This window comes from Chlorobiota bacterium, assembly GCA_016700335.1.
In the GTDB taxonomy this organism is placed as follows: Bacteria; Bacteroidota; Ignavibacteria; order OLB7; family OLB7.
Genome location: CP065014.1, coordinates 420674 through 446698 on the forward strand (window position 1 = coordinate 420674; position 26025 = coordinate 446698).

Consider the following 26025-nt stretch of genomic DNA (forward strand, 5'->3'; position numbering starts at 1 on the left):
AAATTTCTTTAATATAATTCAAACCCAGATTTAATAAATCTTTCTACATAACCTTTATAATTTGCAGCACCCTTTGCAGAATATAATTTTTCATCATCATTTAAATCTCTGATAATTTTCCCTGGAACTCCTGCAATTAGAACTCCTTCTGGTACTACAAACCCTTCTTTAACAACTGTACCTGCTGCAACTATTGAATTAGTACCAATTACAGACTTATCAAGTAAAATTGCACCCATACCAACTAACACTTTATCATTAATTGTTGAGCCATGAAGAACGGCACTATGACCAATGGTAACATCATTACATATTGTTAAAGGATGTTTCTTGTTAGTAACATGACACATTACTAAATCTTGAATATTAGTTCTTACTCCTATTTTAATCCAATGTACATCTCCTCTAATTACTACATTATACCAAATACTTGATTGTTCACCTATCTCAACATCACCAATTATTCTAGCACCAGAGGCTATAAAAACACTACTATGTATTCTTGGGGATATTCCTTCGAATGGTAATACAGTTATATCAGATCTGTCATTATAAGGAGGAATATTTATCATTTATTTAAAAAGTTTAATTAGAATTACTTATTGATTTAATTTATAAAATTATTTTTTCCCTTTCAATTGAATCTTCTTAACTGTTTTAACAATAACTTTATTTTCCTTTTTTTTATTTTCATTTAATTTCGAATTGACTGAATTATTATCAACTGAATTATTCACATCTGAATCTTTAACAACTGGATACATTATTTTTTCAATTCTATCAAATAAGTCTTTATCTGCAGTTTTCTTTAATTCTATTATATAATTTAAAAGTTCATTGTTTTTTAACAGCTTTGATGTTTTTAATGCTTCATCACAAACAAAAGTATTTTTATCAAGAATACCTAATTTTAAAGTTTCTATTACTTTTGAATTAATGGTATCTAATTTGCCAATTGTTTCATATGCATTTGCCCTAGTCCAATCGCTATAATCATGTTTGGTGTAGTCAATAACATCATTAATCATTTGCTTAAATTTACCATCAGAAACTGCGCTTAGCCAAGCATTTGCAAATCTTCCTCTTCTGCCTTTTACCCCTTTCATTTTTAGTAAATACACACTCAATCCAGTTGTATCATAATTTGATAATAAACTAAGTGTACTTGCCCTCAATGAATAACTACTATCATTTAACATTCCTCTTAATATAGATGATAACAATTTTTTATCAGTAATTCTTTCTGCAACCCCAACAGCTGATTTACGAACATCTCTATTTGAATCTGTTAAACCTGATATTAAAATATTATTTGCAACATTTGATCTAGATTTTTTCATTGCTTCAATCATTGCAATTTTTACATAACTATTTTTTTCAAATTTATAAATTGAATCTAATGTCATTGTCCACATCCAATTTTTTTGGCTTGAGTTTGTATCAGGATATTTTTTTTCTAGTTCTTTAACTGCCATTAACCTATCTAAAAATCTTGGAGCATAACACATTTGAGCAACTAGCTCATTTTGAGTTCTAGAAAAATTAATTTTTTTCATAACCAAATCTCCTCCATCAAAAATTACAAATCTTGGTTTAGAATTAATTTTAAATTTATAAGTACTATCAACGGTTGTTACCCAAATAGTATCAATAGTAACACCTATATTGCTATTAACTAGCTTAGCTCCTCCAATTTCTGACTCACTCATCCAGTTATCATTTGAGTAAATTTCAATTGATACAGGCATTTTAAACAAACCACAAATTGAATCTTGTTTTTGAATTTGTTTAACATTTAAATTTAAAGTATCATCCTTAACATTATAACTTACTGAATACTCTGGAAAACCAGCCTTATAAACCCATTGATTAAAAAACCAATCTAAATTTTCTCCAGTTGTTTCTTCAAAAGCAATTTTTAAATCATTTGTTTCAACTAGGCTGTATTCATTTTTTTTTAGAAAATGATTAATAGATTTCCAAAATAGTTCTTCACCAATTAAAGTATTAAGCATCCACAATATTCTTGATCCACGCCCATAAATATTAGGTGTAATACCTTTTCCATTAACTATAGGATCACGACCCTGAGATTCATCTGTATTTATGGAACCTAATCTTTGGTTGTACATATCCATTATCAAATCATCTTTACTATATTTAAATCCCATGAAGAGTGATGATAGGTAAGTAGCAAAACTTTCATGAAGCCATAAATGACCCCAAGATCTATTGATAATCAAATTACCAAACCATTGATGAGCAGCTTCATGAGCTATTAATCCATCAGGGTTATTATCAATCAATCCATAAGAATCAACAAGTGAATTGTCATTTAAAGTTGTTGCTGTTGTATTTTCCATTCCACCAAACATAAATTCTGCAATAAATACTTGAGCATATTTAATCCATGGAAATTTAACTCCAGTCAACTTTTCAAAATAATTTATTATATCAGGGGTATGTTTAAATGTAGTTTGAACTTTTTCTGGCATATCTTTATAACTCCAATATTCTAGCTGAAGATTGTTTACAGTATCTTTTGTTACTAAGTAATCTCCAATTGCTAACATTATCAAATAGCCAGGTATTGGTTTATCCATTTTCCATTGCCATGTTACAGTTCCATCTAGATTATCCTTGGTACTTATAAGCTCACCATTTGACAATACTTTTTGATCGATATTTACAGTAGCTTTAACTTCAACAGTAAATCTATCATTTGGATAATCATACATTGGTAACCAATAATGATTATCTTCAGCTTCACCTTGAGTCCAAATTTGCCTTCTTTGTTTAGGGTTTAATGAATCTGGTTGAATAAAGTACATTCCTTTTTTAGGAATTACATCATAATAAATTTTCAGTTTGAAATTTTGCAAATATCTTTTTGATTTAGGAAATTTAATAATTAATTTCCCATCATTTCTATCGTAACTAGTCATTAATTCATCCACCCAAACCCCACTAATTTTCATATTCTCAGCAATATCTAGTTCAATTTTGCTTAAGTTAGTACTTAAGGAATTTATTGAATGTTCAACAACACCAATTACTTTTTTATTTGGCTCATCGAATTTTAATTCTATTAAAATACTTTGAACATCAAATGTATGAGATCTGTTTCCTTTGAAATTTACATTATTAAATAAAGATTGAGAATTAACAGAATTAGTAGAAATAAAAATTATTAATATTGAAAAAATAAATTTTAACTTATTATAGATACAAATCATATATTTTTGTGTTTATTATTTACAAGAATTTGAGTTTTCTAAAAGAACTAAATAAATTCTAATTTGTAATAAAAAGATATTCTCTTTATTTTAGTTCAAATAAAGATATTTTAAAATTTCCTTAATATTATATTTCTAAAAAATGGCAAAAACTATTGCAAAAAAAAATACCATTAAGCAAAATAATCTTGTAGATTTTAATTTCCCATTTACAAAGAAAAATTGGATATTAATTTTTTCTGGTATAGGTTTATTAATACTTGGTTATGCATTAATGGCTACGAGTATATCTAAAGACCCAGCTAATAATGATGGTATATGGAACAATTCTTTAGCAGTTAATATTGCGCCAATTATCCTTACAATTGCATATTGTATTGTTATTCCTACAGGAATAATGTTAAGAGACAAATCAACTGAAAGTATAGAACAAATATAGTTTATTTTAATTTGAATTAAAGTACTAAAAAGAGGTATAATAAAAGTTATAACCTCTTTTTTTTTAATAAATTATTAAAATTATTAAAATTATATATTAAAATTATATATTAAAATTTATATTCAATCCTAAATTTAAAATAGCATCATTATTATTTATTGGCTTATCAGTAAGTTTAAATGATTTACCAACTTGAGCAAACAGTTTTATCCATTTATATCCAGCAAATAATGTTACACCAGGCTCAATAAATAAATATGGTTGTTTATCGAATTCATTTAACTTATCATCTATTTTATTTTGTTCAGTATAATTTGTAAATATTGGGTTATTAAAGCTTACAATTGAAAGCCTTAAATTAGTACTAATACTTATATAATCAGATTTATAAAATAGACCAGGTTGAAAAAATAATTTAGTCCCATTGCATGTAAATTTTCTATTCTCAGAAACATTATCAGGGTTTACATTAAAATTAATTTGACCTAACCCAGCTCCAGCAAAAATATCTGTATACAAGTTTACAGTTAAAGGGTAAGTGTAGCCTAATCCAGTTTCAATTAAGTATCCATCATCCTTTTCATTAGTTGTAATAACACCATTTGAATTTGATGTTACATTTTCATTTCGTATATAACCATTTGCCATTATCCCTAAGTTGTTATTTAAAGCATAAGCCACTTGAAAATCTTTTTGTGTAATATTTAAACTCAAATCACCTTGTTTGGTTATCATAGGAGAATTAATCATGTTAGGATCGTATAGAGTTTTGCATCCAGTAGAAACTAATAAAATTAATAAAGTAGATAAGTAAAAAATATTTTTCATAGAATTTTAAATAATTAGAAGAGTAAAATAATAATAATGAATAAGATATTTAATGTTTTGTTTAAGGAAACTAAAAAACTTTAGAATTTAGATAATTAATAATTGAGATATCAAATATTATTTCTAATAATTTCTTGGTTAAGTTTTGAATAAATATAATCAAAAAAATTTAATTTATCAAATTAAGCTTTGTTGTTTTATCAAATAAAATTAAATTAAAATTGTATCTATTTAATTAGATAACAAGTCATTAATTAAAGATGAAATTAGTTTACTATTAAAGTACTTGTTCAGAATTAGTTTTGTATCTTTTTCTAATTATACATGGTCATTATAATAAAGTATGTTTCTAAAATAAATGAACAGTCAATTTAAAAATACAACAGAAATTGAGCTTATAAAAATGATGAGCGAAGATTATGGAAATAAGGAAGCAATTTTTACTGAGATATATAAAAGGCTTTCAAAACCATTGTACAGCTATTGTGTAGGAGCTTGCACAGGTGATAAAGATAAAGCAAATGATTTATTCCAAGATACTTTTATAAGATTTCATGATGCTATAAAAAAAACAGTTATAGAAAAACCTTTGCAGTATATAATTAGAATTGCCAGAAATAAGCATTTATCAAATCAAGAGAAAATAAGAGAGGAAATAAGAGATATAGATGAATTAGATGTTTTTCAAGTGAATGATAATAAATATGAAAAAGAAGAGTTATACAATCTTATCCTCTCAGCTCTTGATTTACTTGATGATAAATATAGGGATGTTTTTGTACTAAGGGAATTTGAAATGATGTCTTTTCAGGAAATAGCTGATTTATGCAATTTGTCTTTATCTAATGCAAAAATGTTAGCTGTAAGATCAAGAGAAAAAATTGTAAAAATATTACAACCTTATATCCAAGATTTAAATAAATCATAAATTCTGACTGTTACTTTTGTTTTAATTTCTTTAAAAAAAATTGTTTTTTAACTAATAATATGAGTAGTAATTTAATACAAAAGTACATTGATGGTCTGTTAACTGAGCCAGAAGAAATGGCATTATTTAATGAACTTTCAAATAATGATGAAATGCGTTTGGAACTTCGTGCATCATTGAAATTGAGAGAAACAATACAATCAAACTCAATTAATAGAGTTCCCCCAGAAGCTGTTACTAAATCACTTTTTTCTACATTAGGTTATAGTACCAATTCAATTGATATTATAAGTAGTAAAGACGAAAAAGAGAATTTAGTTTACAACGGTTTAAAACAAAATGAGAATACAATAAAGGAGAAAAAAAGATTTGGTGCTATAATTTTATTAGCCATTTTATCATCAGCAATAACAAGTTTAATTTTATGGGAATCTTATAATTCAAATCTTGTTAGTTCTAGAAAATTAAACAATACAATACCAGTAAAAGAGAATCCAAATCATTATAAGAATAATCAGATTGTTGAGGATGAAAAATTATCAGGTTCAAGTTTAATTGATAAAAATGGAAATCAAGATAGAATCAATCAAAATGTTGAACCGCCAAATATTTTAGTAGATAAGAATTTAATAACTGATAAAAATTTCCAGAGTAATTTTTTAAATGAAAATCATAAAAAATTAAATGCTAAAGGTTTCGGAATTACTAAAAATAGAGATGATAAGTTTAATAGTTTATCAAGTAATTTTAAAGATAATTCAAGTATAGATAACAAAAGTTTTGTTATTAAATCCATTAAAAAAAATAAAAATATTGTAAATAATAAATCAAACAATTTATTAAATCAAAGCAAAGAAATTGAAAGTTCAAATGAAAAAGTGATTGAGCAAATTGAAATAAATAGTATGATTCCACAAAGTGTTTTAGGTTATACTTCTAACAGAGAATTAACTTTTATTGATAAAAAGGAAATTGTAGAATTCAAAAAAATAGAGCCATTAATAGTAGATGAAAATTTAAAAGATAAAATGTTACAAAGTAAAACTATTAATAAAGAAAAATGGATGTTTGGAATAAGAACAATTTTTGAAGGTGTAATTACTGGAGAAAAATTTGAAAGGAAAAATATTAATACTTCTTCAATTAATAATTTGGCATTATCAGCTGGTTATATTATCAATTCGAATTGGAAAGCAGGTGCAGAGTTTGGAGAAGAGTCTTTTCCAATGCTTTTTAAGGGTAAAGATTCATCTGTTCAAAAAGTTAATTCAGTAAACTTTTATGGAGCTTTTGTTCAACATTCGTTTGTTCCAATTTCAAATTTAAGTTTCTTTGAATTGCAAAATAAAATATTGCTTGGGATTACAAATTATGGACTTTGTGTAAAATATTCCCCTACAATATCTTATCAACCGTTAAGAAATTTACAATTGATTTTAGGACCAGAATTCACAGTAAATTCTTTTAGTGATGAGCCAAATGTAGATTTTAAAATGCCAGGTAAATTAGAAAGAAAAATGGATGGTCCAATTCATACACCTGTTAAAATTGGATTTAGTTTAGGAGCAGATATAAAATTTTAAGTTCTCGAAAAAATAATATTAAATTATTTTAAAAATATAAAAATGAATAAACGTGATTTTCTTAAAGTAGCTGGTTTGGCAAGTGCAGGTTCGTTAATATCAACTGATGTAATTCAAAATATAGCTAATGCAAATCAAGTAACAAATCCAAATTGTGTACTAATACCGAGCGAAACTGCTGGACCTTTCCCATTAGATTTGAGTGCAAATAATTTTTATTTTAGACAAGATATTAGGGAAGATCAAGTTGGCGTAAAGTTGAATTTAAAACTTAGAATTATTGGTTTTGATAATTGCCTTCCAATGCAAAATTTAAGAGTAAATATTTGGCATTGCAATAAAGATGGCTTGTACTCTGGGTATGACAATAATATGAATGCTGGACAAGCTGGTAAAACATTTAATCGTGGATATCAACTTACAGATCTAAATGGTGAAGTAAATTTTATTACTAATTTTCCGGGATGGTATAATGGAAGAGTATGTCATATACATTTTCAAGTTTATGTTAGTTCAGTTTATTCAGCTGTATCTCAATTGACATTCCCAGTTGATGCTAAAAATAAATTGTATACAGATAATCCAACATTTTATATGAAAGGTCCTGATGCAACATTGCCATCACAAGATGGAATATTTTCAGACGGATACAATTTTCAAATTTCAACTTTGACAGTTAATTCAGATGGAAGTTATAATGGAACTTTAGAAGTAACAGTTAAGGGAGCAGGGAAAAGCACAGCGGGTCTTGCAAATCATGAACCAGAAACTGGGGGATATTTTAAATTAGAACAAAATGTACCGAATCCATTTTCGAATGAAACCGCAATTCCATTTGATTTAATTAATAGTGGAGAAGTTAGCCTTCAATTATGGGATTTATCTGGTAAAATATTAACTGAAATAAATAAAGGAGTTTTAAATGCTGGAAAACATAGTATCAAAATAGATTTTGGATTACTTGGTTTACCAATAACAAATTATGTTTATCAGCTAAAGATTAAAAATAAAGATGGAGTTTTTACTCAATGTAAAATGATGACTATATCAAAATAAAATTTGTGAATAGAAATTGTTATTTAAAAGTACTTAACAAACGAAATAAACAAACAGATAAAATTATATTAATTTGAATCAGAAACTCGAGACTGATTTCACTTAATATCCAAACAAAATGGAAAGAAGAGAATTTTTAATGAAACTTGGAGCAGGAGCAGCTTTAACTTTAGCAGTAGGATGTTTGGAATCGTGTTCTAGCTCAACTGCACCTACAGAAATTGATTTCACGATTGACTTAAATCAAGATCAGTTTAAAAGTTTAAATACAAATGGCAGTTATTTAATATATAATGGTGTAGTTATTTCAAAAGGAATTGACGGAGCATTTTATGCTGCTACTGTAATTTGTTCTCATGAAAATGAAAAAAAAGTTTTGTACGATAAGTCTAAGAATCAATATATATGTTCTGCTCATGGAGCAACATTTGATTTGACAGGTAAAGGAACCAATAAAAATGGTAGTAGTGGTTTAACAATTTATAAAACATTACTTAATGGAACAATTCTAAGAGTATATTATTAAAAAGTAATTTACTTACCAAACTTAACAACTTAACAACTATGAAAATTTATTTAGCGATAATATTTATCGCAATAGGAATTATGTGCCAAAAATTAAGTGCACAAGAAAAACCAGAAACATTAATTGATTTTTCATCAATTAAAACAATTGGGATTTATGTATCTCCAGAATATCAATTGGGTCAACTTAGTGGAGGATTTACAAATTTTGCTTCTGGATCAATAATGATTACCATTAATAAGCGAATAGCATTTGGTGGAACTTTTTTAAGAAGTATTTCAGAAAATTATTCTCCAACGAACGTTAGCCCATTATTAGTAAGAAGTGAATTCATAGGTGGTAAAATAGAATATACAATTAACCCAGATAACCTTATTCACTTTTCATTTCCTGTGGTGGCTGGAGTAAGTAGAGTTTCATTAGATTCTGCAAATTTAGAAGATGATATGTGGGATTATAATGATCATTATTTTAAAAATAGATCATTAAAACAAAACAATCTTTTGATTTTACAAGCAGGAGCAAATGCCGAAGTCAATTTAATAAAATATGCAAAGTTCTATATAGGAACAAATTATCGATACTCAACAATAATTGGTAATGATGTTAAAGTTCTTGAAAACAATATAAATCAAGGCTTGTCATTTAGTGTTGGAATAAAATTAGGACTTTTCGATTTTTCAATATAAAATTTTACAATTTGTCAGTTGTTTACAACTGTTCAAATATAGAATTCCTCAAATAAACTTAACAAAAAAAACAACAATGAAAACAAATTTATTAGCGGTGCTTTCAGCACTCGTATTGGGAGGTGCATTCTTAACTGGATGTCAAGAAAGTGTATTATCAACAGACAATCAAAATGGATTAGATAAAAATTCTTGGATTTCAGATTTCCAAGATTCAAATAGTAATTTAGATTATGGTCATTATGAAAAAAAGGGATTTGAAGATAAAGGTAAAGGAAGAAGAGGACATCATTGTCCAGGTAGAGATAGCTTAAATAATGGATGTATGGGTATTCCAGATTCATTAGTACCCCAAATAATCAAAGATAATTTTACTGTCAAATATCCTGGAATAACACCAAAATGGAGTAAACGTGATACAACTTATTCAGCAAGATTTACTACAACTGATAGTTTGAAAACTGAAGCAATATTTAATTTAAGTGGAATTTTGTTAACTATTGAAACTCATGTAGGAATAGACAAACTTCCGGTGGTTATTTCTGACAAAATCAAATTAGAATACTCAAGTTATACAATTAAACATTTGGAAATTGTGAATGATGTAATTAAAGGAATCTCTAATTATGAAGTAGTAATTATTGGTGGAGATAGAACAGGGTATAAGCTTGTTTATGATTCTGTAGGAAATTTACTTGAAAAAAAAGAATTGAGAAGAAGATAATCTCAAAATTATAATGACTATTTAAAATTTTGGTAATAAATAAAGATGGATTTACTTCTGTAAGTAAATTCGTCTTTTTTTTACTAAAATTATTTTTAGAAAACATAAAAAAGAAGTTAAATTCTCATAGTGAAAGTAAAACTGAATTTTAAATATATTTAATATTCAATGAATTAGAATCAATTGCTTATTATTAAAATTCAATTTGTAATTTTGCAATTCAAGAAAAGATAATTAAGAAATATTTTTTACAACAATAATTTTTTTACAAATTTAATGGCAATTCGCATAGCAATTAACGGCTTTGGTCGTATTGGTCGCCTAGTTTTTCGTCACGCAATAGCTAACAAAGATAAGTTTGATTTCGTGGGAATAAATGATTTAACTGATGCAAAAACACTTGCACATTTGTTAAAGTACGACTCCGTACATGGTCTTTTTAAAGGGGATGTTGAAGTTGATGGAAATGATTTAATTGTTAATGGAGATAGAATTAAAATTTCATCATCAAAAACAATTGAAGATATTGGATGGGGAGAAATAGATGTTGCTATTGAATCTACTGGAGTTTTTACAGATAGATTAAGTTTGACAAAACATCTTAATGCAGGAGCTAGAAAAGTTGTGTTAACAGCACCTGCTAAAGACGAAATGGATGCTACAGTTGTGCTTGGAGTAAATGATTATATATTAACATCTGAGTCAAAAATTGTTTCCAATGCTTCATGTACTACTAATTGTTTAGCACCTATGGTAAAAATTTTAATGGATAATTTTGGTATTCAATCAGGTTTTATGACAACAGTACATTCATATACAAACGATCAAAACATATTAGATTTGCCTCACAAAGACTTACGCAGATCTAGAGCAGCAGCAGTAAACATTATCCCAACTTCAACTGGTGCAGCAAAAGCATTAGGGTTAGTTATACCTGAAGTTAAAGGAAAGTTAGATGGTATGGCAATGAGAGTTCCAACTCCAGATGGTTCTGTAACTGATTTTACGGCTATTCTTGAAAGATCTGCTACTAAGGAGGAAATTAATGCAAAATTTAAAGAGGCAGCAAATGGAGCAATGAAAAATATTCTTCAATACACTGAAGATCCAATAGTTTCATCTGATATTATAGGAAATCCACATTCTTGTATTTTAGATGCAGATTGTACAATGGTAATTGGAAATCATATTAAAATAATTGGTTGGTACGATAATGAGTTCGGATACTCAAGCCGCATTGTAGATCTTGTTGAAAAAATTTCAAGTTTGTAGTTTGAAAGTAATTTTATTTATTAAAGGATTAGGAATTAATATCTAATCCTTTTTTTATTCTACTTTTATAAATCAAATATATTAATACTCCTGCCAATCCACTTCCAATCGAATCTGCTAACCAGTCTCTGTAATCACAGGTTCTGTTAGGAACAAAATATTGATGAAGTTCATCTGTAATTCCAAATATAGAAGTTGCAATAAAAGAAATTAAAAGAATTTTAATTAAAGATTTTTTTACAAAAATATTTCTAAAAGAAATGAACATAAATAGCATCATTAAAAAATATGCTCCAAAATGGTTTAACTTATCCCAAATCTCAAAAACTCCACTGGGATGCAAATTTGATTGTGAACTTAATGCAAATATTAATGAACAATATAATATAATTGGAGAATGGAACTTGAAATATTGTTTTAATTTCATTCTGAAATGTATATGAAAGCTTTGTATAAATTTGCAATTATATCTGAAGTTGTAACTGATTTGGTCCCTTTAAAATTAAGTGATAAATCACCAGAAAAAGAATGTGCAAACACTGAAGTTAGTACTGAGTTGAAAGCATTGCCACTATTTTGAGCTACCAACGAACCAATAACACCCGCAAGAGCATCACCAGATCCAGCTGTAGCCATTGATGAATTACCAACTGAGTTTATATATACGAAACCATTAGTATCCGCAACAACTGTAGGAGCACCTTTTAAAACAGTAATACAATGAAATCTTTTAGAAGAAATTTTTGCAATTTCAATTGGATTCATAGCTATTTCTTCAGTAGGTATTTTCAATAAACGTGACATTTCACTATGATGAGGTGTAATAATTAGTTCCGATTTATGTTTCGAAATTTCATCTGGGTTTTCATTAAACGCGTTAAGTCCATCTGCATCTAAAACAATTGGAACTTTGGAATTAATTAATAAATCAGAAATGAAATTCTTTAGAGTTTCGCTTTTACCTAAGCCACATCCAACAACTAATGATTTAGCAGAATCAAGTAAATCAGAATATGAACTGAATGGTTGATCTTCAAATGTACCTTTTAAATTTGCTTTTAAATTAAAAGAAATAATTTCGTTTCTATGGTTCGTATTACATCCAAATGGAGTTATCAAATAAACAATTCCAGCACCTGATTCTAATGAAGCTTCAGAAGCTATTGAAGCAGCACCACTCATACCTATAGATCCGCCAATTATAACTGTTTTACCACGCTGATACTTATGTTGAGTAGGTGAAAATTTTTCTATTCCATTAGAGGCAATCTCTTTATCTAATAAAACCAAATTAGATTTGAAAAAATAATCACTAACTCCAATATGAACTACTTTCACTTTCCCACAATATATTCTACCAAGATTAAAAAATAAACCAGGTTTGTAAGAACCCATTGTAATTGTTAAATCTGCTTTAAAACAAATCTCATTAAATATTAAACCAGTATCAGCATTCAAACCAGTTGGAACATCTATAGAAATTCTAAAACAATTCTTATTGTTCGCCCAAGTAATAATGTCAGAATATAATTCATTTAAATTTCCAATTGCACCAATACCTAAAATTGCATCAATAATAATTTCATAATCTTGATCATTAATCTTTTTATTATGAAAATTAATTTTATCAGAATACAAATTTTTAAGGATTGTAAATTGATAAAGTGATTCTTTTGTTAAATCCCATTCATCATGTAACATAATGCAATCAACATTCATATTTGCAATTATACAATGTCTAGCTAATGCAAAACCATCTCCACCATTATTCCCTTTACCACAAATAATAAGTATTTTAATATTTTCTAAAGAAGGAAAAACTTTAGCTAATTCATCAAAAACACCTCTTGAAGCATTCTCCATTAATGTAATTGAAGACAAACCATAATCATTTATAAGATTAGAATCTATTTCTTTTGATTTTTGAATTGTATTTAAATATTTCATGCATCAAAATTAAATAATTGAGTTTACTTCTTAATATAAAGTTAGTAAAAAGTTGTATATATTAGTATGTAAATAACTTGTATGAAAAAAAATCATAAGTTAAGAATTAAAGATATATTTAATAATTTTGTAATTAAAAATGATACCTATAAAAGATGATAATGTTGTTGGAGGTTTACCCTTTGTAAATTATTCATTCATTGTAATAAATTTATTAGTTTTTGCATTGCTACAATTTCCTTTAATGGGTGATCCACAAAAAAGCAATGATTTTATAATGAATTTTGGAGCTGTCCCAAGTATAATCGAACAAAACCAAAAATTTTTTACAATAATAACTTCAATGTTTTTACATGGAGGAATAATGCACTTATTGGGTAATATGGTTTTTTTATGGAGGTTTGGAGATAATATTGAAAAAGTAATGGGAAGCTTTTTTTATTTTTTGTTTTATATGATTGGTGGAATAGTTGCATTGTTTGCTCATTTGATGACTAACCATGGTAGTAACCTTCCTTGCGTTGGAGCAAGTGGTGCAATTTCGGCAGTCTTAGGTGCATATATCATAATGTTCCCAAAGAATAGAGTAAAGGTTCTCTGGATAGGATATGGTTTTGGAATGAGTGATGTTTCTGCTTTATACTTTCTAGGAATATGGGGAGCAATGCAATTTGTTAATGGCTTAGGGGCTTTAGGAGGAATTGCATCTGGAGTTGCCTTCTGGGCACATATTGGCGGATTTGTTGCTGGCGTTGTTGGGGGATATTTTTTAAGAAATAAAGCAGCAAGAATGAAAGTAATTCCAATGTATAATCAAAATGAAAATTTTCAAAAAATTACTAATGATAGTAGCTTCAAAGATTGAACAAATGATAATTATGAATTTATTTATTCTGAATTAAATAAAAAAAGACAGTTGATAGAAAATTTTCTATCAACTTTTTTTTTTGAGTTTGTGAATTATTTACTCTTTAGAAAGGGTTGTAAATAACTAAATTAAATCAATAAAAGAATAAAATAATCTCCAATTAAATTTACATAAAAATTAGTTTTATCAATGCAATTTGGGTGTTAAAATATAGGGATTCTAAATTTGATTGATTTTATAATTTAGATGAAAACTGGGTGAATAATTGAAGATTATTTTATTTGTTCAGGGTGTACTTTTAGGGTTAAAATTTGAATGAATTTGTAGAGATAATAAGCTAAATTTGATTGAATTTTTTTAATTTCAAAGAACGAAGTGAATTATTTTTGTTCAAGGGCTAAATCTATAATCTTATAGAGTGGACAAAACTTTTTAATGAAATTTAGAATATTTAGCTATTAAGTATTTATATAATAATCTAAGTTAATATATTTTAAATCCATGCAAATCAAAATTTAAATTCTAGTGTATACAATATAATGTTCCAACGTTTTAATTTTGATGTACCAGCGTTTCAATTTCAAATTATTTCAATAATTATTAAGAATAGTTTAATTTTGTTTAAAATAATATGACAATACACCAAAAAAATTTCATTGAATTTGGAATGTTACCCTTTGTTGGAAGAGAAACTATTCTAGAAAGAATTCTTAGTTTTTTAACAACAACACAACAATCTGAAACACTTCAAATAGCTTTAATTCAAGGAGAAGCAGGGGTTGGCAAAACCTCATTTATCAAACATATAACTCCAATTCTTGAAGAATCTGGATATACTATTATTCATATAAAACTATTCCCAGAAGGAGTTACATCGATAATAGAATTAATGGCATCAGCTTTAAACAACAAAAAAATTGAAGATGTAATAAAAATTCCACTTAAAGGAAATTTAATTGAATTGGTTTCATCAATTAGAAGACTTTGCCAGTTGAAGCAATTTGTAGTAGTAATTGAGGACATACATTTATTGAATGAAGAGTCACAAAAAGAATTGTTAAATTTCCAAGAAGCTTTAAAGGATGAAACATTGCCAATTATACTTTTATCCCGACCAATTGACAATTTAATTAGAAGCATATTTGAGTTAAGGCAAACAGAAGAAATCATCTTTGAGAATTTAAATGAGTTAGAAGTTGGAGAAATATTTAATAAAATTTTAAATAAAGAAATTAGCTCTAGTAAATTAAAAATAATATTAGAAGAAACATTTGGAAATGCATTAGTTATTCATTCATTAATATTAAAATTAAAAAGAACTAATGAAATAAGTTATCAAGGAAATATTGGTGAATTAAATTGCGATGATTTGTTGTTAAAAGATTATTGTAAGAGAATTACAAACTCAGTTATCATTGGGTTTACAATTAATATGGATATTAATTTACTCGAAAAAGCACAAAAAATATCTCAATTAGGTGAGGTGTTTGCTATTGAATCTGTAAGAGAATTAATTAATGATGCTGATGAAGTTTTAAATGAATTAAAAAATTTGGGGTTAATAGTTAATTCTACTCGAAAATCAAACCCATTACCTGGATTCATAATGAGTGAGTTTATTCCTCTTACATTCACACACTCCTTATTACATGATTATTTACTGAAATCTACAAATATTGAGCCTTCATATTTGTTAAATCTCTTTAGTAAAGATTTTCCAATATATTCATATGTTCCTTTGAATTCATTGGCAACAAGGGAATTTAAAATTGAAGTTGAATATGATAAATTAATTAAGTGTTTTGATAAATTTTTCAAACTTTTTAGTTATCAAATGAATGATGGATATTGGAAGTATAATTCTTTTATTGTGATAATTGAAAAACTTTATCAATTGTTAATAATTCATTTAACTACAATTGAAAAAGATAAATTAAATGTGAAAGTTAAGATAATTCAATTTTATCATAACAAAAATTTATATACTTTAGAATGTCAGAAAGAGATTGAGAAAATAATAGAGTTTACTTATATATATGATGATTTAGAAATTATTGAATTAAGATTTAGTCTTTTAGCAATAAAATATATTTCAATGAATTCTACCTATAGTTATATAGACATAAATCAAGAACTAAAAATTATATTATCACTAGTAATTAATTATCCAGAAATTAGACTAAAAGATTCTTATATAAATATTATAGTGGAGCTCTTTGTTATCTTTACTAGATCATATCAATCTAATTCAAGTTCAATAGGTAAATTGTTAAAAGAATATGAATTTTTCAACCAAAATATTTATAGAATTGGAAATTTAAAATTATTGGGAAATATAAAATATTATATCTTACTTATTAATTTATATACTAAAAATGATATTCATGAAAAGTTACAAATATTTAATAAAATGATTATCCCAATAGAAAGTGTAGATCTGAATTTTACAATAGCAAAATTTCTATATACTATACTTGAAATTCAAAAATCAGTAATAAGCTTTGATATAAGTATTAAAAATTCAATTTTACAGCTTGAAAATATTGATTTATATGCTATACTACTTTTTAAGCATCAATCATTATCATTATTAGGTGAAAATTGGGATAATATTATTAAATTAATGGATGATGCATTTAACTTTGATGTTTCACTTGAAGCATCTACTTGGGGATTTTTAACAAATGTGTTATTCCTTAGAAACGAAAAAAATATATTTAGTTTATTTAAGGAAAGATATAGAGTTGATTTTAAAAGAATAACGGCACAAACAAGACTTAGATTTAGTTTATTAGATAATTCTTTTAATGAGGTAATTAACTATATTGAAGAAAATAAGTTGCATGAAAATCCTGAAATGTTAGCTTTAGCAAAGTGCACAACAGGTCTAATTAAAATTGATAGTGTAGTTAAAGAATATATTTATTCAAATTTCAATAAGCCTTTAATTACAATTCCAATAATTTGTGATAAACTTTACATATTACGTTGTTTAGAAAAATGGATAGAACGAGAACCTGAAATTATACAGGAGTTTGGGTTAATTACCCAAGGATTAGCAAGGCAAGTTGCAGATTTATTTTATGAAAAGAAATTTTATTTTCAGTTAGAGTGTTTGATAATTGAATTCAAACAACATTACCAAAAAAGAAAATTAGTAGAGTATAGGAACTTAATTAAAGAATCAAAAGAGGCAAAATATAAAGAAGAACAATCAAAAAAAGCAATAGAATCTAAACTTAGAATTACTTTGATTGGGAATATATCAATTGCAAAACCAGATTCTGAAGTAAATAAAATTCGTGGAGAGCGTATGAAGCATGCCATTGCTGTAATAGCAATAAATGAGATTCTAAGCTCAAAATTAAAATTAGATGATTTTAATAAAATAATTACAGAAGAAAATGATCCAATTGTTGCAAAGACAATGATGAGAAGTATTAGATTTAGATTAAATGATCAAATCTCTGAGAATTGTTTGGCAATTAAAGAAGGAGAATCAATTATGTTTAATATGACTAATGTGCATATTGATATAGTTGATATTTACAAATTATTAAAGGAAACAAAAAAAGCTATTAAAGAAAATAATAATTTAATTGCCATAAAATCTTTAGCATCAGCTTTAGAAATGATAGGTGATAAAGTCTTTTTCCCTGGATTATATTCTCAGTTTTTTGAAACTATGAGGGAAGATTTTGAAAATTCTATTAGGAACACAACAATCTCATTAGTTAATATCTTGAATAAACAATATGATTTTGAAAATTCAGAAAAATTACTAAAACTTAGTTTAGTATCAATACCTTATGATGAAGAATTAAAGAATAAACTGGAAGAATCTATGATTAATCAAGACAGAAAAACAGAATCATTATTAATTTAAAATAAATGTAAAGCTAAAAAATAATACTTACTTTAAATTATTTTTATGGATACATAGTTACCATAATATCTTCACCAACCGATTCAGTATTATGTATATTAAATTTAATAGCATCATCAATACTTATTGTCTCAATACCGTTAAAAACCTGAATACCCTTACCAAATAGTTTTGGTGATACAAAAGAAATTAATTTATTTACCGATTTATTTTGAATAAAAGAAGCTGCAAGAGAACCTCCACTTTCAACCATAATTGAAGCTAAATTCATACTACCTAAAATTGATAGAACCTCATCTAATCTTAATCCAGATTTATCTGAGCCAACTGAAAGTACATTTATTCCTTTATCAGAAATTGAATTAGCATTATTGGAATTAATATTTTTTTCAGAAGTAAAAACTAAAGTATGTTCTTTAAATTCATCATTAAATAATTGAAGATTTAATGGTAACTCACAATCTAGATCCAAGATAATTCTTCTTGGAATTCTTGATTCAATACCATATCTAACTGTTAAACTTGGATCATCTTTTATAGCAGTTGAGCCACCTATAATAATAGCATCATTAAAAGATCTAAGCTTATGAACTCTTTGTAAAGCCAATTCACCAGTAATCCACTTTGAAGTTCCATCAGGCATTGCAACAAATCCGTCTAATGTTTGAGCAGTTTTTAATGTAATAAATGGATTAGAAGTTTTAACAAAATGTAAGAATGATTCATTCATCAGTTTAGCTTGTTGCTCTAACACACCAACAACTACTTCAATGCCATTTTCCCTAAATTTTTTAATCCCTCTTCCATTTACAATTGGATTTGGGTCTCTTAAAGCAATAACTACTCTTCTAATCCCATTTTCAATTATAACATCAGTACATGGCGGAGTTTTTCCATAATGATCACAAGGCTCAAGGGTAACGTATAAAGTAGCACTTTTTAAGTCATCCTTACCGCATTCATTCATAGCATTCACTTCCGCATGATTCGAACCAAACTGTTTATGCCACCCTTCCCCAATTATCTCGCCAGATTGATTTACAATTACAGCACCAACTAAAGGATTAGGACTAACAAACCCTTTGCCTCGTTCAGAAAGTTCTAAAGCTCTTTTAATATAAATTTCATCTTGAATTAAATCCATTAATCTACTTTAAAGTTGTTAATAACATAATCTGTTTAAATATGTATGGTTCTGGTTTACAAGGTATTGTAAACTCTACTCTATAATTCCCATCTGGTAACTTTTTACCAGTTTTATAATGCTTCATTTTAATATCAAAAGCAAGAAATTTTTTCTCCCCTACTTTTATAGGTTCAACATTATTAAATATTGGAGCAAAAAATCTATCCTCAAATGTTGAATAAACTTTTGAGTTTGTTGAATCAAAAATTTCTAATCTATAAAGTTCTGATGTCGATAAAAATTCACCATGTGTTTCTTCAAAATTTCTTAATAGTTTAACATCAAAATGAAATTCTTCAAATGCTGGTTTGCCAGTTATATTAATTGAAATAGATTTCCCACTTAACTTTAACATTGGGAATGTGGCTTTCCTCATCAATGCACCATCATTAGTTCTAAAATATGCTTCAGCATAAAAAGGTATAAAAGAATCAGTAATATTATATTTAGGAAATTCAACTCCCGCAGAACCCATTAAGGATGTATTCCCAGTTTCACTATTCTGAATTCCGGACTTTGTAATGTTATCAGTAATCAATTGTTTTATTAACTTGTTGTTTTTATCATAGATATTAAATACAATATCTTTAATCGATGATAAAGCTTTCAATGATGGAGAATTAGAACTTCCTCCTCCTCCCATTGATACAATCAACTGAAAATCATTACTATCATTGAATGAAATATTAAATTGAGGTCCTGTAATTTCAATATTCCTATCAACAGATAATTTTGATACATCAACAATTTTATTTGAAGACCCGCAACCTAATATAATTGTTGTAGTTACTAATATTGAGATACATAATAATTTTTTTGAAATCATATTTTATTTAAATATTTAAAATTGTAACGCTAGTGATTAATTCTAAATCCATTTAGTTCTAATTACAAAAGTAAACACAAATTTTGTAAATTCTAGAATACTTATTTATTAATAATAATTAGGATAATAATTTTAAAGAATGAATTAAATTAAAAATAATAATTAACAATATCTATTACAATTTATTGATAGAATATTTTAAACAATTTAATTTTTTGCTATTATTAAATCAATAAGTTTGTTTGTAAAATATTCCAAATATCATTTTATCTCTGAACTTATAATTCCATCTTGTAAGGTAATTAAAACAATATCACCTTTTTCTAATTCACTTGTAGAAGATACAATTTCATTCTCTTTTTGTAAAATTGCATAACCTCTTATAAGTACATTTTCAGGATTAAGAATATTCAGAGAATTTATTAAATTAAAAATTTTGATATTGAATTTTTCAAAAATTAAATTAACTTTATTATCCAGTTCAATTATTAACTCATCAATTTTTTGTATGTTATTACTAAGATGATCTGAAACCCTAATAATTCCATAACTATTAATCAAATTATTTATTCTAATTCTTTCAATTTCAATCTTCTTAAATATATTTTTATTAAGAGATTTATAATAAAAATTAATTCTTGAGTTTAAATCTTCAACGCTTCTTACTGCTAATTCAGCTGCAGCAGTTGGAGTAGCAGCTCTTAAATCAGAAACAAAATCTGCTATAGTAAAATCTACCTCATGTCCAATAGCAGAAATAATAGGAATTTCTGAATCATAAATAGCTCTTGCAACAAGTTCTTCATTAAAAGCCCACAAATCTTCAACTGAACCACCACCTCTTCCAAGAATAATAACATCTACATTCTTTAGTTTATTAAAATCTATAATAGCATTCACAATATCTTCTTTTGCTCCAATACCTTGCACTAAAGTTGGACGTATAACCACATCAACAACCGGCATTCTTCTTGATAGAGTTGTTAGTATATCATGAAAAGCAGCCCCATTTATAGATGTTATTACACCAATTCTATTAGGATAAAGAGGTATATCTTTCTTTAGATTATTATCAAATAAACCTTCTGATAACAATCTTGATTTGAGTTTTTCATATTGTAAAAAAAGACCCCCTATACCTATAATTTCTATACTTAAACAATCTAATTGATATTCTCCTCGAGGTGAATATACTCTAATATTTGCTGAAACAATTACTTTTGAACCTTCTTGAATATCGGAACTCAATGATTTATCTTTCCACATTACACACTTAATTTGAGAAGATTCATCTTTAAGAGTAAAATATTTATGCCCACTTGTATGTTTATTCCATGAACTTATCTCACCAAAAACTTTAACACCATTACTATACATGCCAGCTAAAGTCTTACCAATTTCTGCATTTAATTGTGAAACACTTAAATCTGAGTTTTGATTATTAGGTTCATTATTTATTTTCTTTAATGTTAGCATATAATTTAGAATTACAAAAATAAGAATATGAGACTTGCTAATTTTAAACTAATTTTGAAACATGAAAGAGGAAAAAATTATTTTTACAATTGATCAAGACTTTCTAGGTAAAATTAATATGAAGTTAGATGAGCAAAATGCTACATTAACATCTACTGATTCAATAATCAGAGTTAGGCTTTATTCATGGAAACCTTACACAATTTCACTTGGAGCTCATCAAGATATATTACAGATTAATGAAGTCAAAGCACATGATTTAGGTTATGATATTATAAGAAGACCAACTGGAGGAAGAGCAGTTTTACATGCCGAAGAAATTACTTATTCAATTACAATGAAGATTTTAAATGGAACTCTTCATCAGACCTATGCATTGATTAACAATGCAATTAAAATTGGACTTGAAAAATATGGTGTTAAGAATCTAGAATTTTCTAGGTCTCATCCTGATTTCAAAACCGAATATAAAATTGATGATTCTGCAAGTTGTTTTAATTCATCGGCATTAAATGAGCTTACATGGAATGGAAAAAAAATTGTTGGATCTGCTCAAAGGAGGTATGATGATACATTACTTCAACATGGCTCGATACTTATAGGAGATGAACATTTAAACTTGATTAATTGTTTATCATGTTATAATGATGAACTTAGTATAGATAAAATGAAACTTAGATTGAAAAGTAAAACAGCTACAATAAAACAAACTTTGAATTCGGATAATATTAAATTTAATGAAATTGCAAATTCTTTAAAACAAGGTTTTGAAGATGTTGTAAATTAGATATTTCATTAATGTGTAATTGTTTAATCTTGTAAAAAGTATTGTATTCTTTTTGTTTAGAGTTTTATAATTAAAATAAAATAAAGTAAAAAATCAATTTGGCTATTGTAACAAAATTTGGTGGAGTTGTTTTAGATTCAGCAATTAATATTAAAAAAGCAATCAGTGAAGTTTTATCCTTTAGCGAAAACATTATTGTAGTGGTTAGTGCTTCAAAGGGTGTAACAAATTGGTTAGAAACTATTGCCAATCTATCATTAACAGATATAATCAAAGCAAATAATAAAATAAGTGAACTCTTAAATTATCAAATTGATATTGCTCAGGAATTAAATATATTTGATGAGTGCGAATTTGAGTTTAATGAATATATTGCTAAAATTAAAGATATATCAAAAGGATTATCAATTGTTAAAGAACTTTCAAATAGAACTCTTGATTTGATAGTGCATTATGGTGAAAAATTTTCCTCAATTATATTCACTAACCTAATAAAAAAAATATCTGATAAATCAAATGTGTACATTTCAGCTCTAGATTTTATAATTACAGATGATAACTTCAGGTATGCAGCACCTAATTTATTATTAACAAAAGAAAGAGTTGATAACATTCTAATACCTCTAACTAAAAAATATCAAATTATTATTACTGAAGGTTATATATCAAGAGGTGCAAACGGACAAGTAACAACAATGGGAAGAGAGAGTTCTGACTTTACAGCAACATTAATTGCGGAGCTTTGCAAATCACGTGAAGTTAGAATTTATACAAATGTTCCTGGTGTTTTTACAGCAGACCCTAATATGGTGGAAGGTGCAAAAAAAATTGAATCTTTAACTTACAATACAGCACAAATATTAGCTGAATTGGGAGCTAAAGTAATTCACCCAAGAACTGTAGCACCAATAATAAGAGCAAACATCCCATTAACAATTACATCTATTGGTTATGTTGGTAGCTTAATAACTTTGAATAAAGAAACAAATGCAAGAGTTATTCCACTGATTACTGAAGCAACTCTAATTGAATTTGAACTTTTTACAGCTCGAGAAAATGTGTCTGAAACATTTGAATCAATTTATAAGAAAGTTCCTGTGTTATGGAGTAATCGATTCAGAAAAAGATTACAAATTGCAACTTCTTTGCCATTAGAAAATTTTGAATTAGAAAATAATTCTTTGAAAATTATAAATATTATTCAAGGTTCAATATTATCAGTTGTAGCTTCAAATATGTTAAGTAATAAAGAGATATCAATAATCTTTTCTGAATTAGAAGATATTGAAATATATTCTTATTTTGTTTCACCGAATAATAAATCTTTAAGCATATTTATCAATTCTTTAAATGCAAGTAATCTTTGTGTTAAGATTCATAATCGTTTTAACTCTTAATTTTATTTGAAGGTAATAACATTATAAAAGTTTGAGAAACAAGTAAGGATGTAATGTAGAAGAATAGAATCTCTTCTAGAGGTAAAACTCCAATATGTAATCCTAGAATCTGATTTGAATCAAAAAACCATATTCCATCAAAAACTGCAACTGTATCCACAATTGAATAATATGTACCTATAATAATTGTTGGTAAAATTATTGCTTTTATATTCTTTAAAAATATCTTTTTTGCAATAAACCACTGTCCAATTATTACTGGCAACATCCATACTAAAAGATGAAATATATAGTTTAATTTATTATCCATTTAATTTGGAATTAACTTTTGGTAGAAATAGTAAAACTGTAAGGCAAACAACTATTGATTCTATAATAAAAAACAAAATTTCTTCAATTGGAAGTTTTAATATTCTAAACATAATTCGATCATTTGGGAATTCCCAAATCCCCATACTTATGGCATGATTATCCCAAATAAAAGTAAATGACAATGCAATTAAACAGACAATAACAATCCATTTTAATATTATCTTATCAATATTCTTAAGGTTTAAAATCAGTAACAAAAGTATCAGTGGAAGATTAAAATATAAATGAAATTGAAAATAAGTCATTTGAGTTTTTTTAAATACACAAGTTAATTTATTAAAATAGTAAAACTAATTACATGAAATTTATTTAAGATCTTTAAACTGAATACTTTTAAAATCATTGAATAAATATTTAACTTTATTTCTTTGGTATTTCCCAGTTGAAGTAACTGGTATGTTGTTGCTGAAAATTATTACTTTTGGAGTTTTGTGAAATGGAAGATGTTCTCTGCAATATGCTATTAATTCTTCTTCAGTTAATGAGTCATCTAATTTATCAACTAAAGCACCTACTTCTTCACCATAAATATCATTTTCATAAGCTACAGTAATTCCAGCTTTTACTTTAATATGGGAATTAATTACTTCATCAATTTCTAATGGAGAAATATTAACTCCACCTCTAATTATAAGTTCTTTGAGTCTACCAGTAATAAAAAAAAATTTATTTGAATCAGAATCAAATTTGAAAAAACCTTCATCTCCACTTCTAAACCAATTATTCTTAAAAGAACTTTCATTTGCTTCATCATTGTTGTAATATCCAAGCATTACATTATGCCCTCGAATCACTATTTCTCCTTTAGTTTCTTCTTTTAAACTTTCCCCAAATTCATTTTGAATATCCATTTCATTTTGAGCTATTGGAACGCCAATGGAAGGGAAGCCATAATTATTCATCCATTTTTTATGGTCAAATAAGTTTAAATCAACTGGCACAAAACAACTATAACAAGTTGTTTCAGATAACCCATATCCATGTATTACTTTTAAATTATATTTCTCTTCAAAACTAATTGCAAGTTCACAAGTTAATGGACCTGCTCCACAAATAACATGTTGAAAATTAGTTAAATCGAATTTATTAATATCTATATCAGCTTGCATTAAAAAAGCTAACAAAGTTGGTACAACTGATACAATATTTACTTTTTCTTTTGCAAGCCTTTCAAAGAAAAGTCCAGTTTGAAACTTTCTATTTAAAACAACAGTACTCCCCGAACACATAGGCGTTACTATAGTTACAACAGTTCCATTAACATGATGAATAGGTAAAACGCACATCATTATTGTTAAATTGTTTATCTTATGACATTCAGAAATACCCTTTGAATCTGATAATAAATTACCATGAGCTAGCATAACTCCTTTAGGATTTCCAGTAGTTCCACTAGTATAAACAATCATACATTCTTGATTAAGAAGATTACTGATTGGATGAAAAATCTTAGAATTATCATTTAAAATTAAATCAGTAAAAAAATCATACTCTACATCTTTTTCACCACTTACACAAATTAGTAGTTCTTTATTAATATTTTTAAAAATTGATTTTACTTTTTCTAAGAATTCACTTCGTACAAAAACTAGTTTAGAATTAGAATCTTTAATAATATATTCATTGCGTTGATCATCTTCAGTAGAATTGATTGGTACAACGGTGGCACCAACACTCCAAATAGCAAAATATTGAACAACTGTTTCCCAATGATTGTAAGCAAAAATTGCAACCCTATCACCAATTCCTATTCCTTTATTATTCAAGTATTGGCTAACCTTTCCAACAATAATTGAAAATTCTATGTATGAAAACTCTTTCCTAATACCGAACTCATTGTAATCTATAATAAAAGGTTTGTTATGAAACTCTAAAGCATTCTTACAAAGTGAGTCACCTAAAGAAGAATATTTTGAAACTAAATCTTTAAATTCAACAGAATTTACAGTTTGTGCTTTTGAAATTTTATCGCTAATTATTGACATGATTCAAAAATATA

At 26.6% G+C, this 26025-nt stretch carries 23 protein-coding genes; 12 read left to right on the forward strand and 11 right to left on the reverse strand.

All coding sequences use genetic code 11. The annotated features are described in order from the left end of the window. Positions 1–8: 8 nt before the first annotated feature. Both IPP08_01675 and IPP08_01680 read right to left on the reverse strand, forming a co-directional pair. A complete protein-coding gene (locus IPP08_01675) occupies positions 9–572 on the reverse strand; it encodes a gamma carbonic anhydrase family protein (GenBank protein ID QQS66908.1) in 564 nt (187 codons plus the stop codon). Between the two features lie 48 nt (positions 573–620). Beyond that, positions 621–3236, reverse strand: coding sequence for a M1 family metallopeptidase (locus IPP08_01680; protein QQS66909.1), 2616 nt, complete (start codon positions 3234–3236; stop codon positions 621–623). 142 nt (positions 3237–3378) lie between these two features. Here IPP08_01680 and IPP08_01685 point away from each other — a divergent pair, with 142 nt between their 5' ends. Continuing rightward, positions 3379–3675, forward strand: a complete 297-nt coding sequence (locus IPP08_01685) for a DUF3098 domain-containing protein (GenBank protein QQS66910.1) — start codon at positions 3379–3381, stop codon at positions 3673–3675. 102 nt (positions 3676–3777) lie between these two features. Here IPP08_01685 and IPP08_01690 read toward each other — a convergent pair whose 3' ends face one another. Continuing rightward, on the reverse strand, positions 3778–4503 hold the full coding sequence (locus tag IPP08_01690) for a hypothetical protein (protein QQS66911.1): 726 nt from the start codon (positions 4501–4503) through the stop codon (positions 3778–3780). 358 nt (positions 4504–4861) lie between these two features. Here IPP08_01690 and IPP08_01695 point away from each other — a divergent pair, with 358 nt between their 5' ends. The 7 genes from IPP08_01695 (at position 4862) to gap (ending at position 11281) form a co-directional block, all read left to right on the forward strand. Further along, on the forward strand, positions 4862–5431 hold the full coding sequence (locus IPP08_01695; GenBank protein QQS66912.1) for an RNA polymerase sigma factor: 570 nt from the start codon (positions 4862–4864) through the stop codon (positions 5429–5431). A 59-nt stretch (positions 5432–5490) separates the two neighbouring features. Beyond that, positions 5491–7014, forward strand: a complete 1524-nt coding sequence (locus IPP08_01700; GenBank protein ID QQS66913.1) for a hypothetical protein — start codon at positions 5491–5493, stop codon at positions 7012–7014. 42 nt (positions 7015–7056) lie between these two features. After that, entirely contained in the window at positions 7057–8070 is a 1014-nt protein-coding gene (locus tag IPP08_01705) for a T9SS type A sorting domain-containing protein (GenBank protein ID QQS66914.1), read from the forward strand. Between the two features lie 118 nt (positions 8071–8188). After that, a complete protein-coding gene (locus tag IPP08_01710; protein ID QQS66915.1) occupies positions 8189–8596 on the forward strand; it encodes a Rieske 2Fe-2S domain-containing protein in 408 nt (135 codons plus the stop codon). A gap of 38 nt (positions 8597–8634) precedes the next feature. After that, the gene (locus IPP08_01715; GenBank protein QQS66916.1) at positions 8635–9285 is read left to right on the forward strand and encodes a hypothetical protein; all 651 of its coding nucleotides are present in this window, start codon (positions 8635–8637) and stop codon (positions 9283–9285) included. Positions 9286–9361: 76 nt separating this feature from the next. Next, the gene (locus tag IPP08_01720; protein QQS66917.1) at positions 9362–10009 is read left to right on the forward strand and encodes a PepSY-like domain-containing protein; all 648 of its coding nucleotides are present in this window, start codon (positions 9362–9364) and stop codon (positions 10007–10009) included. Positions 10010–10285: 276 nt separating this feature from the next. Further along, entirely contained in the window at positions 10286–11281 is a 996-nt protein-coding gene (gap, locus tag IPP08_01725) for a type I glyceraldehyde-3-phosphate dehydrogenase (GenBank protein ID QQS66918.1), read from the forward strand. A gap of 28 nt (positions 11282–11309) precedes the next feature. Here gap and vanZ read toward each other — a convergent pair whose 3' ends face one another. After that, positions 11310–11708, reverse strand: a complete 399-nt coding sequence (gene vanZ, locus IPP08_01730) for a VanZ family protein (GenBank protein ID QQS66919.1) — start codon at positions 11706–11708, stop codon at positions 11310–11312. Further along, positions 11705–13228 carry an NAD(P)H-hydrate dehydratase gene (locus IPP08_01735; GenBank protein ID QQS66920.1) on the reverse strand — a complete coding sequence of 508 codons (1524 nt, stop codon included), beginning with the start codon at positions 13226–13228 and terminating at the stop codon, positions 11705–11707. The genes vanZ and IPP08_01735 overlap by 4 nt, the downstream gene beginning before the upstream one ends. Positions 13229–13367: 139 nt before the next feature. On the opposite strand from IPP08_01735, the gene IPP08_01740 reads away from it, so the two are divergent. Continuing rightward, positions 13368–14093, forward strand: a complete 726-nt coding sequence (locus IPP08_01740; protein QQS66921.1) for a rhomboid family intramembrane serine protease — start codon at positions 13368–13370, stop codon at positions 14091–14093. A gap of 634 nt (positions 14094–14727) precedes the next feature. Next, on the forward strand, positions 14728–17982 hold the full coding sequence (locus IPP08_01745) for an ATP-binding protein (GenBank protein ID QQS66922.1): 3255 nt from the start codon (positions 14728–14730) through the stop codon (positions 17980–17982). A 43-nt stretch (positions 17983–18025) separates the two neighbouring features. Here IPP08_01745 and ribD read toward each other — a convergent pair whose 3' ends face one another. The 3 genes from ribD to xseA all read right to left on the reverse strand — a co-directional run bounded on the left by ribD (position 18026) and on the right by xseA (position 21470). Further along, positions 18026–19126 carry a bifunctional diaminohydroxyphosphoribosylaminopyrimidine deaminase/5-amino-6-(5-phosphoribosylamino)uracil reductase RibD gene (gene ribD / locus IPP08_01750; protein ID QQS66923.1) on the reverse strand — a complete coding sequence of 367 codons (1101 nt, stop codon included), beginning with the start codon at positions 19124–19126 and terminating at the stop codon, positions 18026–18028. 4 nt (positions 19127–19130) lie between these two features. Then, positions 19131–19994, reverse strand: coding sequence for a hypothetical protein (locus IPP08_01755; protein ID QQS66924.1), 864 nt, complete (start codon positions 19992–19994; stop codon positions 19131–19133). 261 nt (positions 19995–20255) lie between these two features. Then, the gene (gene xseA, locus IPP08_01760; GenBank protein ID QQS66925.1) at positions 20256–21470 is read right to left on the reverse strand and encodes an exodeoxyribonuclease VII large subunit; all 1215 of its coding nucleotides are present in this window, start codon (positions 21468–21470) and stop codon (positions 20256–20258) included. A gap of 61 nt (positions 21471–21531) precedes the next feature. On the opposite strand from xseA, the gene IPP08_01765 reads away from it, so the two are divergent. Beyond that, positions 21532–22257: a lipoate--protein ligase family protein gene (locus IPP08_01765; protein QQS66926.1), complete on the forward strand. Its 726-nt coding sequence runs from the start codon at positions 21532–21534 to the stop codon at positions 22255–22257. 98 nt (positions 22258–22355) lie between these two features. Further along, entirely contained in the window at positions 22356–23654 is a 1299-nt protein-coding gene (locus IPP08_01770; protein ID QQS66927.1) for an aspartate kinase, read from the forward strand. Here IPP08_01770 and IPP08_01775 read toward each other — a convergent pair. The 3 genes from IPP08_01775 to IPP08_01785 are packed head-to-tail and all read right to left on the reverse strand — an operon-like array spanning position 23644 to position 26011. Beyond that, positions 23644–23964, reverse strand: a complete 321-nt coding sequence (locus tag IPP08_01775) for a lycopene cyclase domain-containing protein (GenBank protein QQS66928.1) — start codon at positions 23962–23964, stop codon at positions 23644–23646. The two genes, IPP08_01770 and IPP08_01775, sit on opposite strands and share 11 nt — an antisense overlap. Beyond that, the gene (locus IPP08_01780) at positions 23957–24271 is read right to left on the reverse strand and encodes a lycopene cyclase domain-containing protein (GenBank protein QQS66929.1); all 315 of its coding nucleotides are present in this window, start codon (positions 24269–24271) and stop codon (positions 23957–23959) included. Before IPP08_01780 ends, IPP08_01775 begins: the two co-directional genes overlap by 8 nt. 60 nt (positions 24272–24331) lie before the next feature. Further along, complete coding sequence (locus tag IPP08_01785) at positions 24332–26011, reverse strand: acyl--CoA ligase (protein ID QQS66930.1); 1680 nt, start codon at positions 26009–26011, stop codon at positions 24332–24334. Between the last annotated feature and the right edge of the window lie 14 nt (positions 26012–26025).

What these genes read in the sequence shown, in the direction of transcription:
- IPP08_01685 (QQS66910.1), top strand. Translation starts at nt 3,379, where the DNA reads ATGGCAAAAACTATTGCAAAAAAAAATACCATTAAGCAAAATAATCTT.
- IPP08_01735 (QQS66920.1), bottom strand. Translation starts at nt 13,228, where the DNA reads ATGAAATATTTAAATACAATTCAAAAATCAAAAGAAATAGATTCTAAT.
- IPP08_01740 (QQS66921.1), top strand. Translation starts at nt 13,368, where the DNA reads ATGATACCTATAAAAGATGATAATGTTGTTGGAGGTTTACCCTTTGTA.
- ribD (QQS66923.1), bottom strand. Translation starts at nt 19,126, where the DNA reads ATGGATTTAATTCAAGATGAAATTTATATTAAAAGAGCTTTAGAACTT.
- IPP08_01720 (QQS66917.1), top strand. Translation starts at nt 9,362, where the DNA reads ATGAAAACAAATTTATTAGCGGTGCTTTCAGCACTCGTATTGGGAGGT.
- xseA (QQS66925.1), bottom strand. Translation starts at nt 21,470, where the DNA reads ATGCTAACATTAAAGAAAATAAATAATGAACCTAATAATCAAAACTCA.
- IPP08_01710 (QQS66915.1), top strand. Translation starts at nt 8,189, where the DNA reads ATGGAAAGAAGAGAATTTTTAATGAAACTTGGAGCAGGAGCAGCTTTA.
- IPP08_01755 (QQS66924.1), bottom strand. Translation starts at nt 19,994, where the DNA reads ATGATTTCAAAAAAATTATTATGTATCTCAATATTAGTAACTACAACA.
- IPP08_01705 (QQS66914.1), top strand. Translation starts at nt 7,057, where the DNA reads ATGAATAAACGTGATTTTCTTAAAGTAGCTGGTTTGGCAAGTGCAGGT.
- IPP08_01700 (QQS66913.1), top strand. Translation starts at nt 5,491, where the DNA reads ATGAGTAGTAATTTAATACAAAAGTACATTGATGGTCTGTTAACTGAG.
- IPP08_01765 (QQS66926.1), top strand. Translation starts at nt 21,532, where the DNA reads ATGAAAGAGGAAAAAATTATTTTTACAATTGATCAAGACTTTCTAGGT.
- IPP08_01695 (QQS66912.1), top strand. Translation starts at nt 4,862, where the DNA reads ATGAACAGTCAATTTAAAAATACAACAGAAATTGAGCTTATAAAAATG.
- IPP08_01690 (QQS66911.1), bottom strand. Translation starts at nt 4,503, where the DNA reads ATGAAAAATATTTTTTACTTATCTACTTTATTAATTTTATTAGTTTCT.
- IPP08_01675 (QQS66908.1), bottom strand. Translation starts at nt 572, where the DNA reads ATGATAAATATTCCTCCTTATAATGACAGATCTGATATAACTGTATTA.
- vanZ (QQS66919.1), bottom strand. Translation starts at nt 11,708, where the DNA reads ATGAAATTAAAACAATATTTCAAGTTCCATTCTCCAATTATATTATAT.
- IPP08_01780 (QQS66929.1), bottom strand. Translation starts at nt 24,271, where the DNA reads ATGACTTATTTTCAATTTCATTTATATTTTAATCTTCCACTGATACTT.
- gap (QQS66918.1), top strand. Translation starts at nt 10,286, where the DNA reads ATGGCAATTCGCATAGCAATTAACGGCTTTGGTCGTATTGGTCGCCTA.
- IPP08_01775 (QQS66928.1), bottom strand. Translation starts at nt 23,964, where the DNA reads ATGGATAATAAATTAAACTATATATTTCATCTTTTAGTATGGATGTTG.
- IPP08_01785 (QQS66930.1), bottom strand. Translation starts at nt 26,011, where the DNA reads ATGTCAATAATTAGCGATAAAATTTCAAAAGCACAAACTGTAAATTCT.
- IPP08_01715 (QQS66916.1), top strand. Translation starts at nt 8,635, where the DNA reads ATGAAAATTTATTTAGCGATAATATTTATCGCAATAGGAATTATGTGC.
- IPP08_01680 (QQS66909.1), bottom strand. Translation starts at nt 3,236, where the DNA reads ATGATTTGTATCTATAATAAGTTAAAATTTATTTTTTCAATATTAATA.
- IPP08_01745 (QQS66922.1), top strand. Translation starts at nt 14,728, where the DNA reads ATGACAATACACCAAAAAAATTTCATTGAATTTGGAATGTTACCCTTT.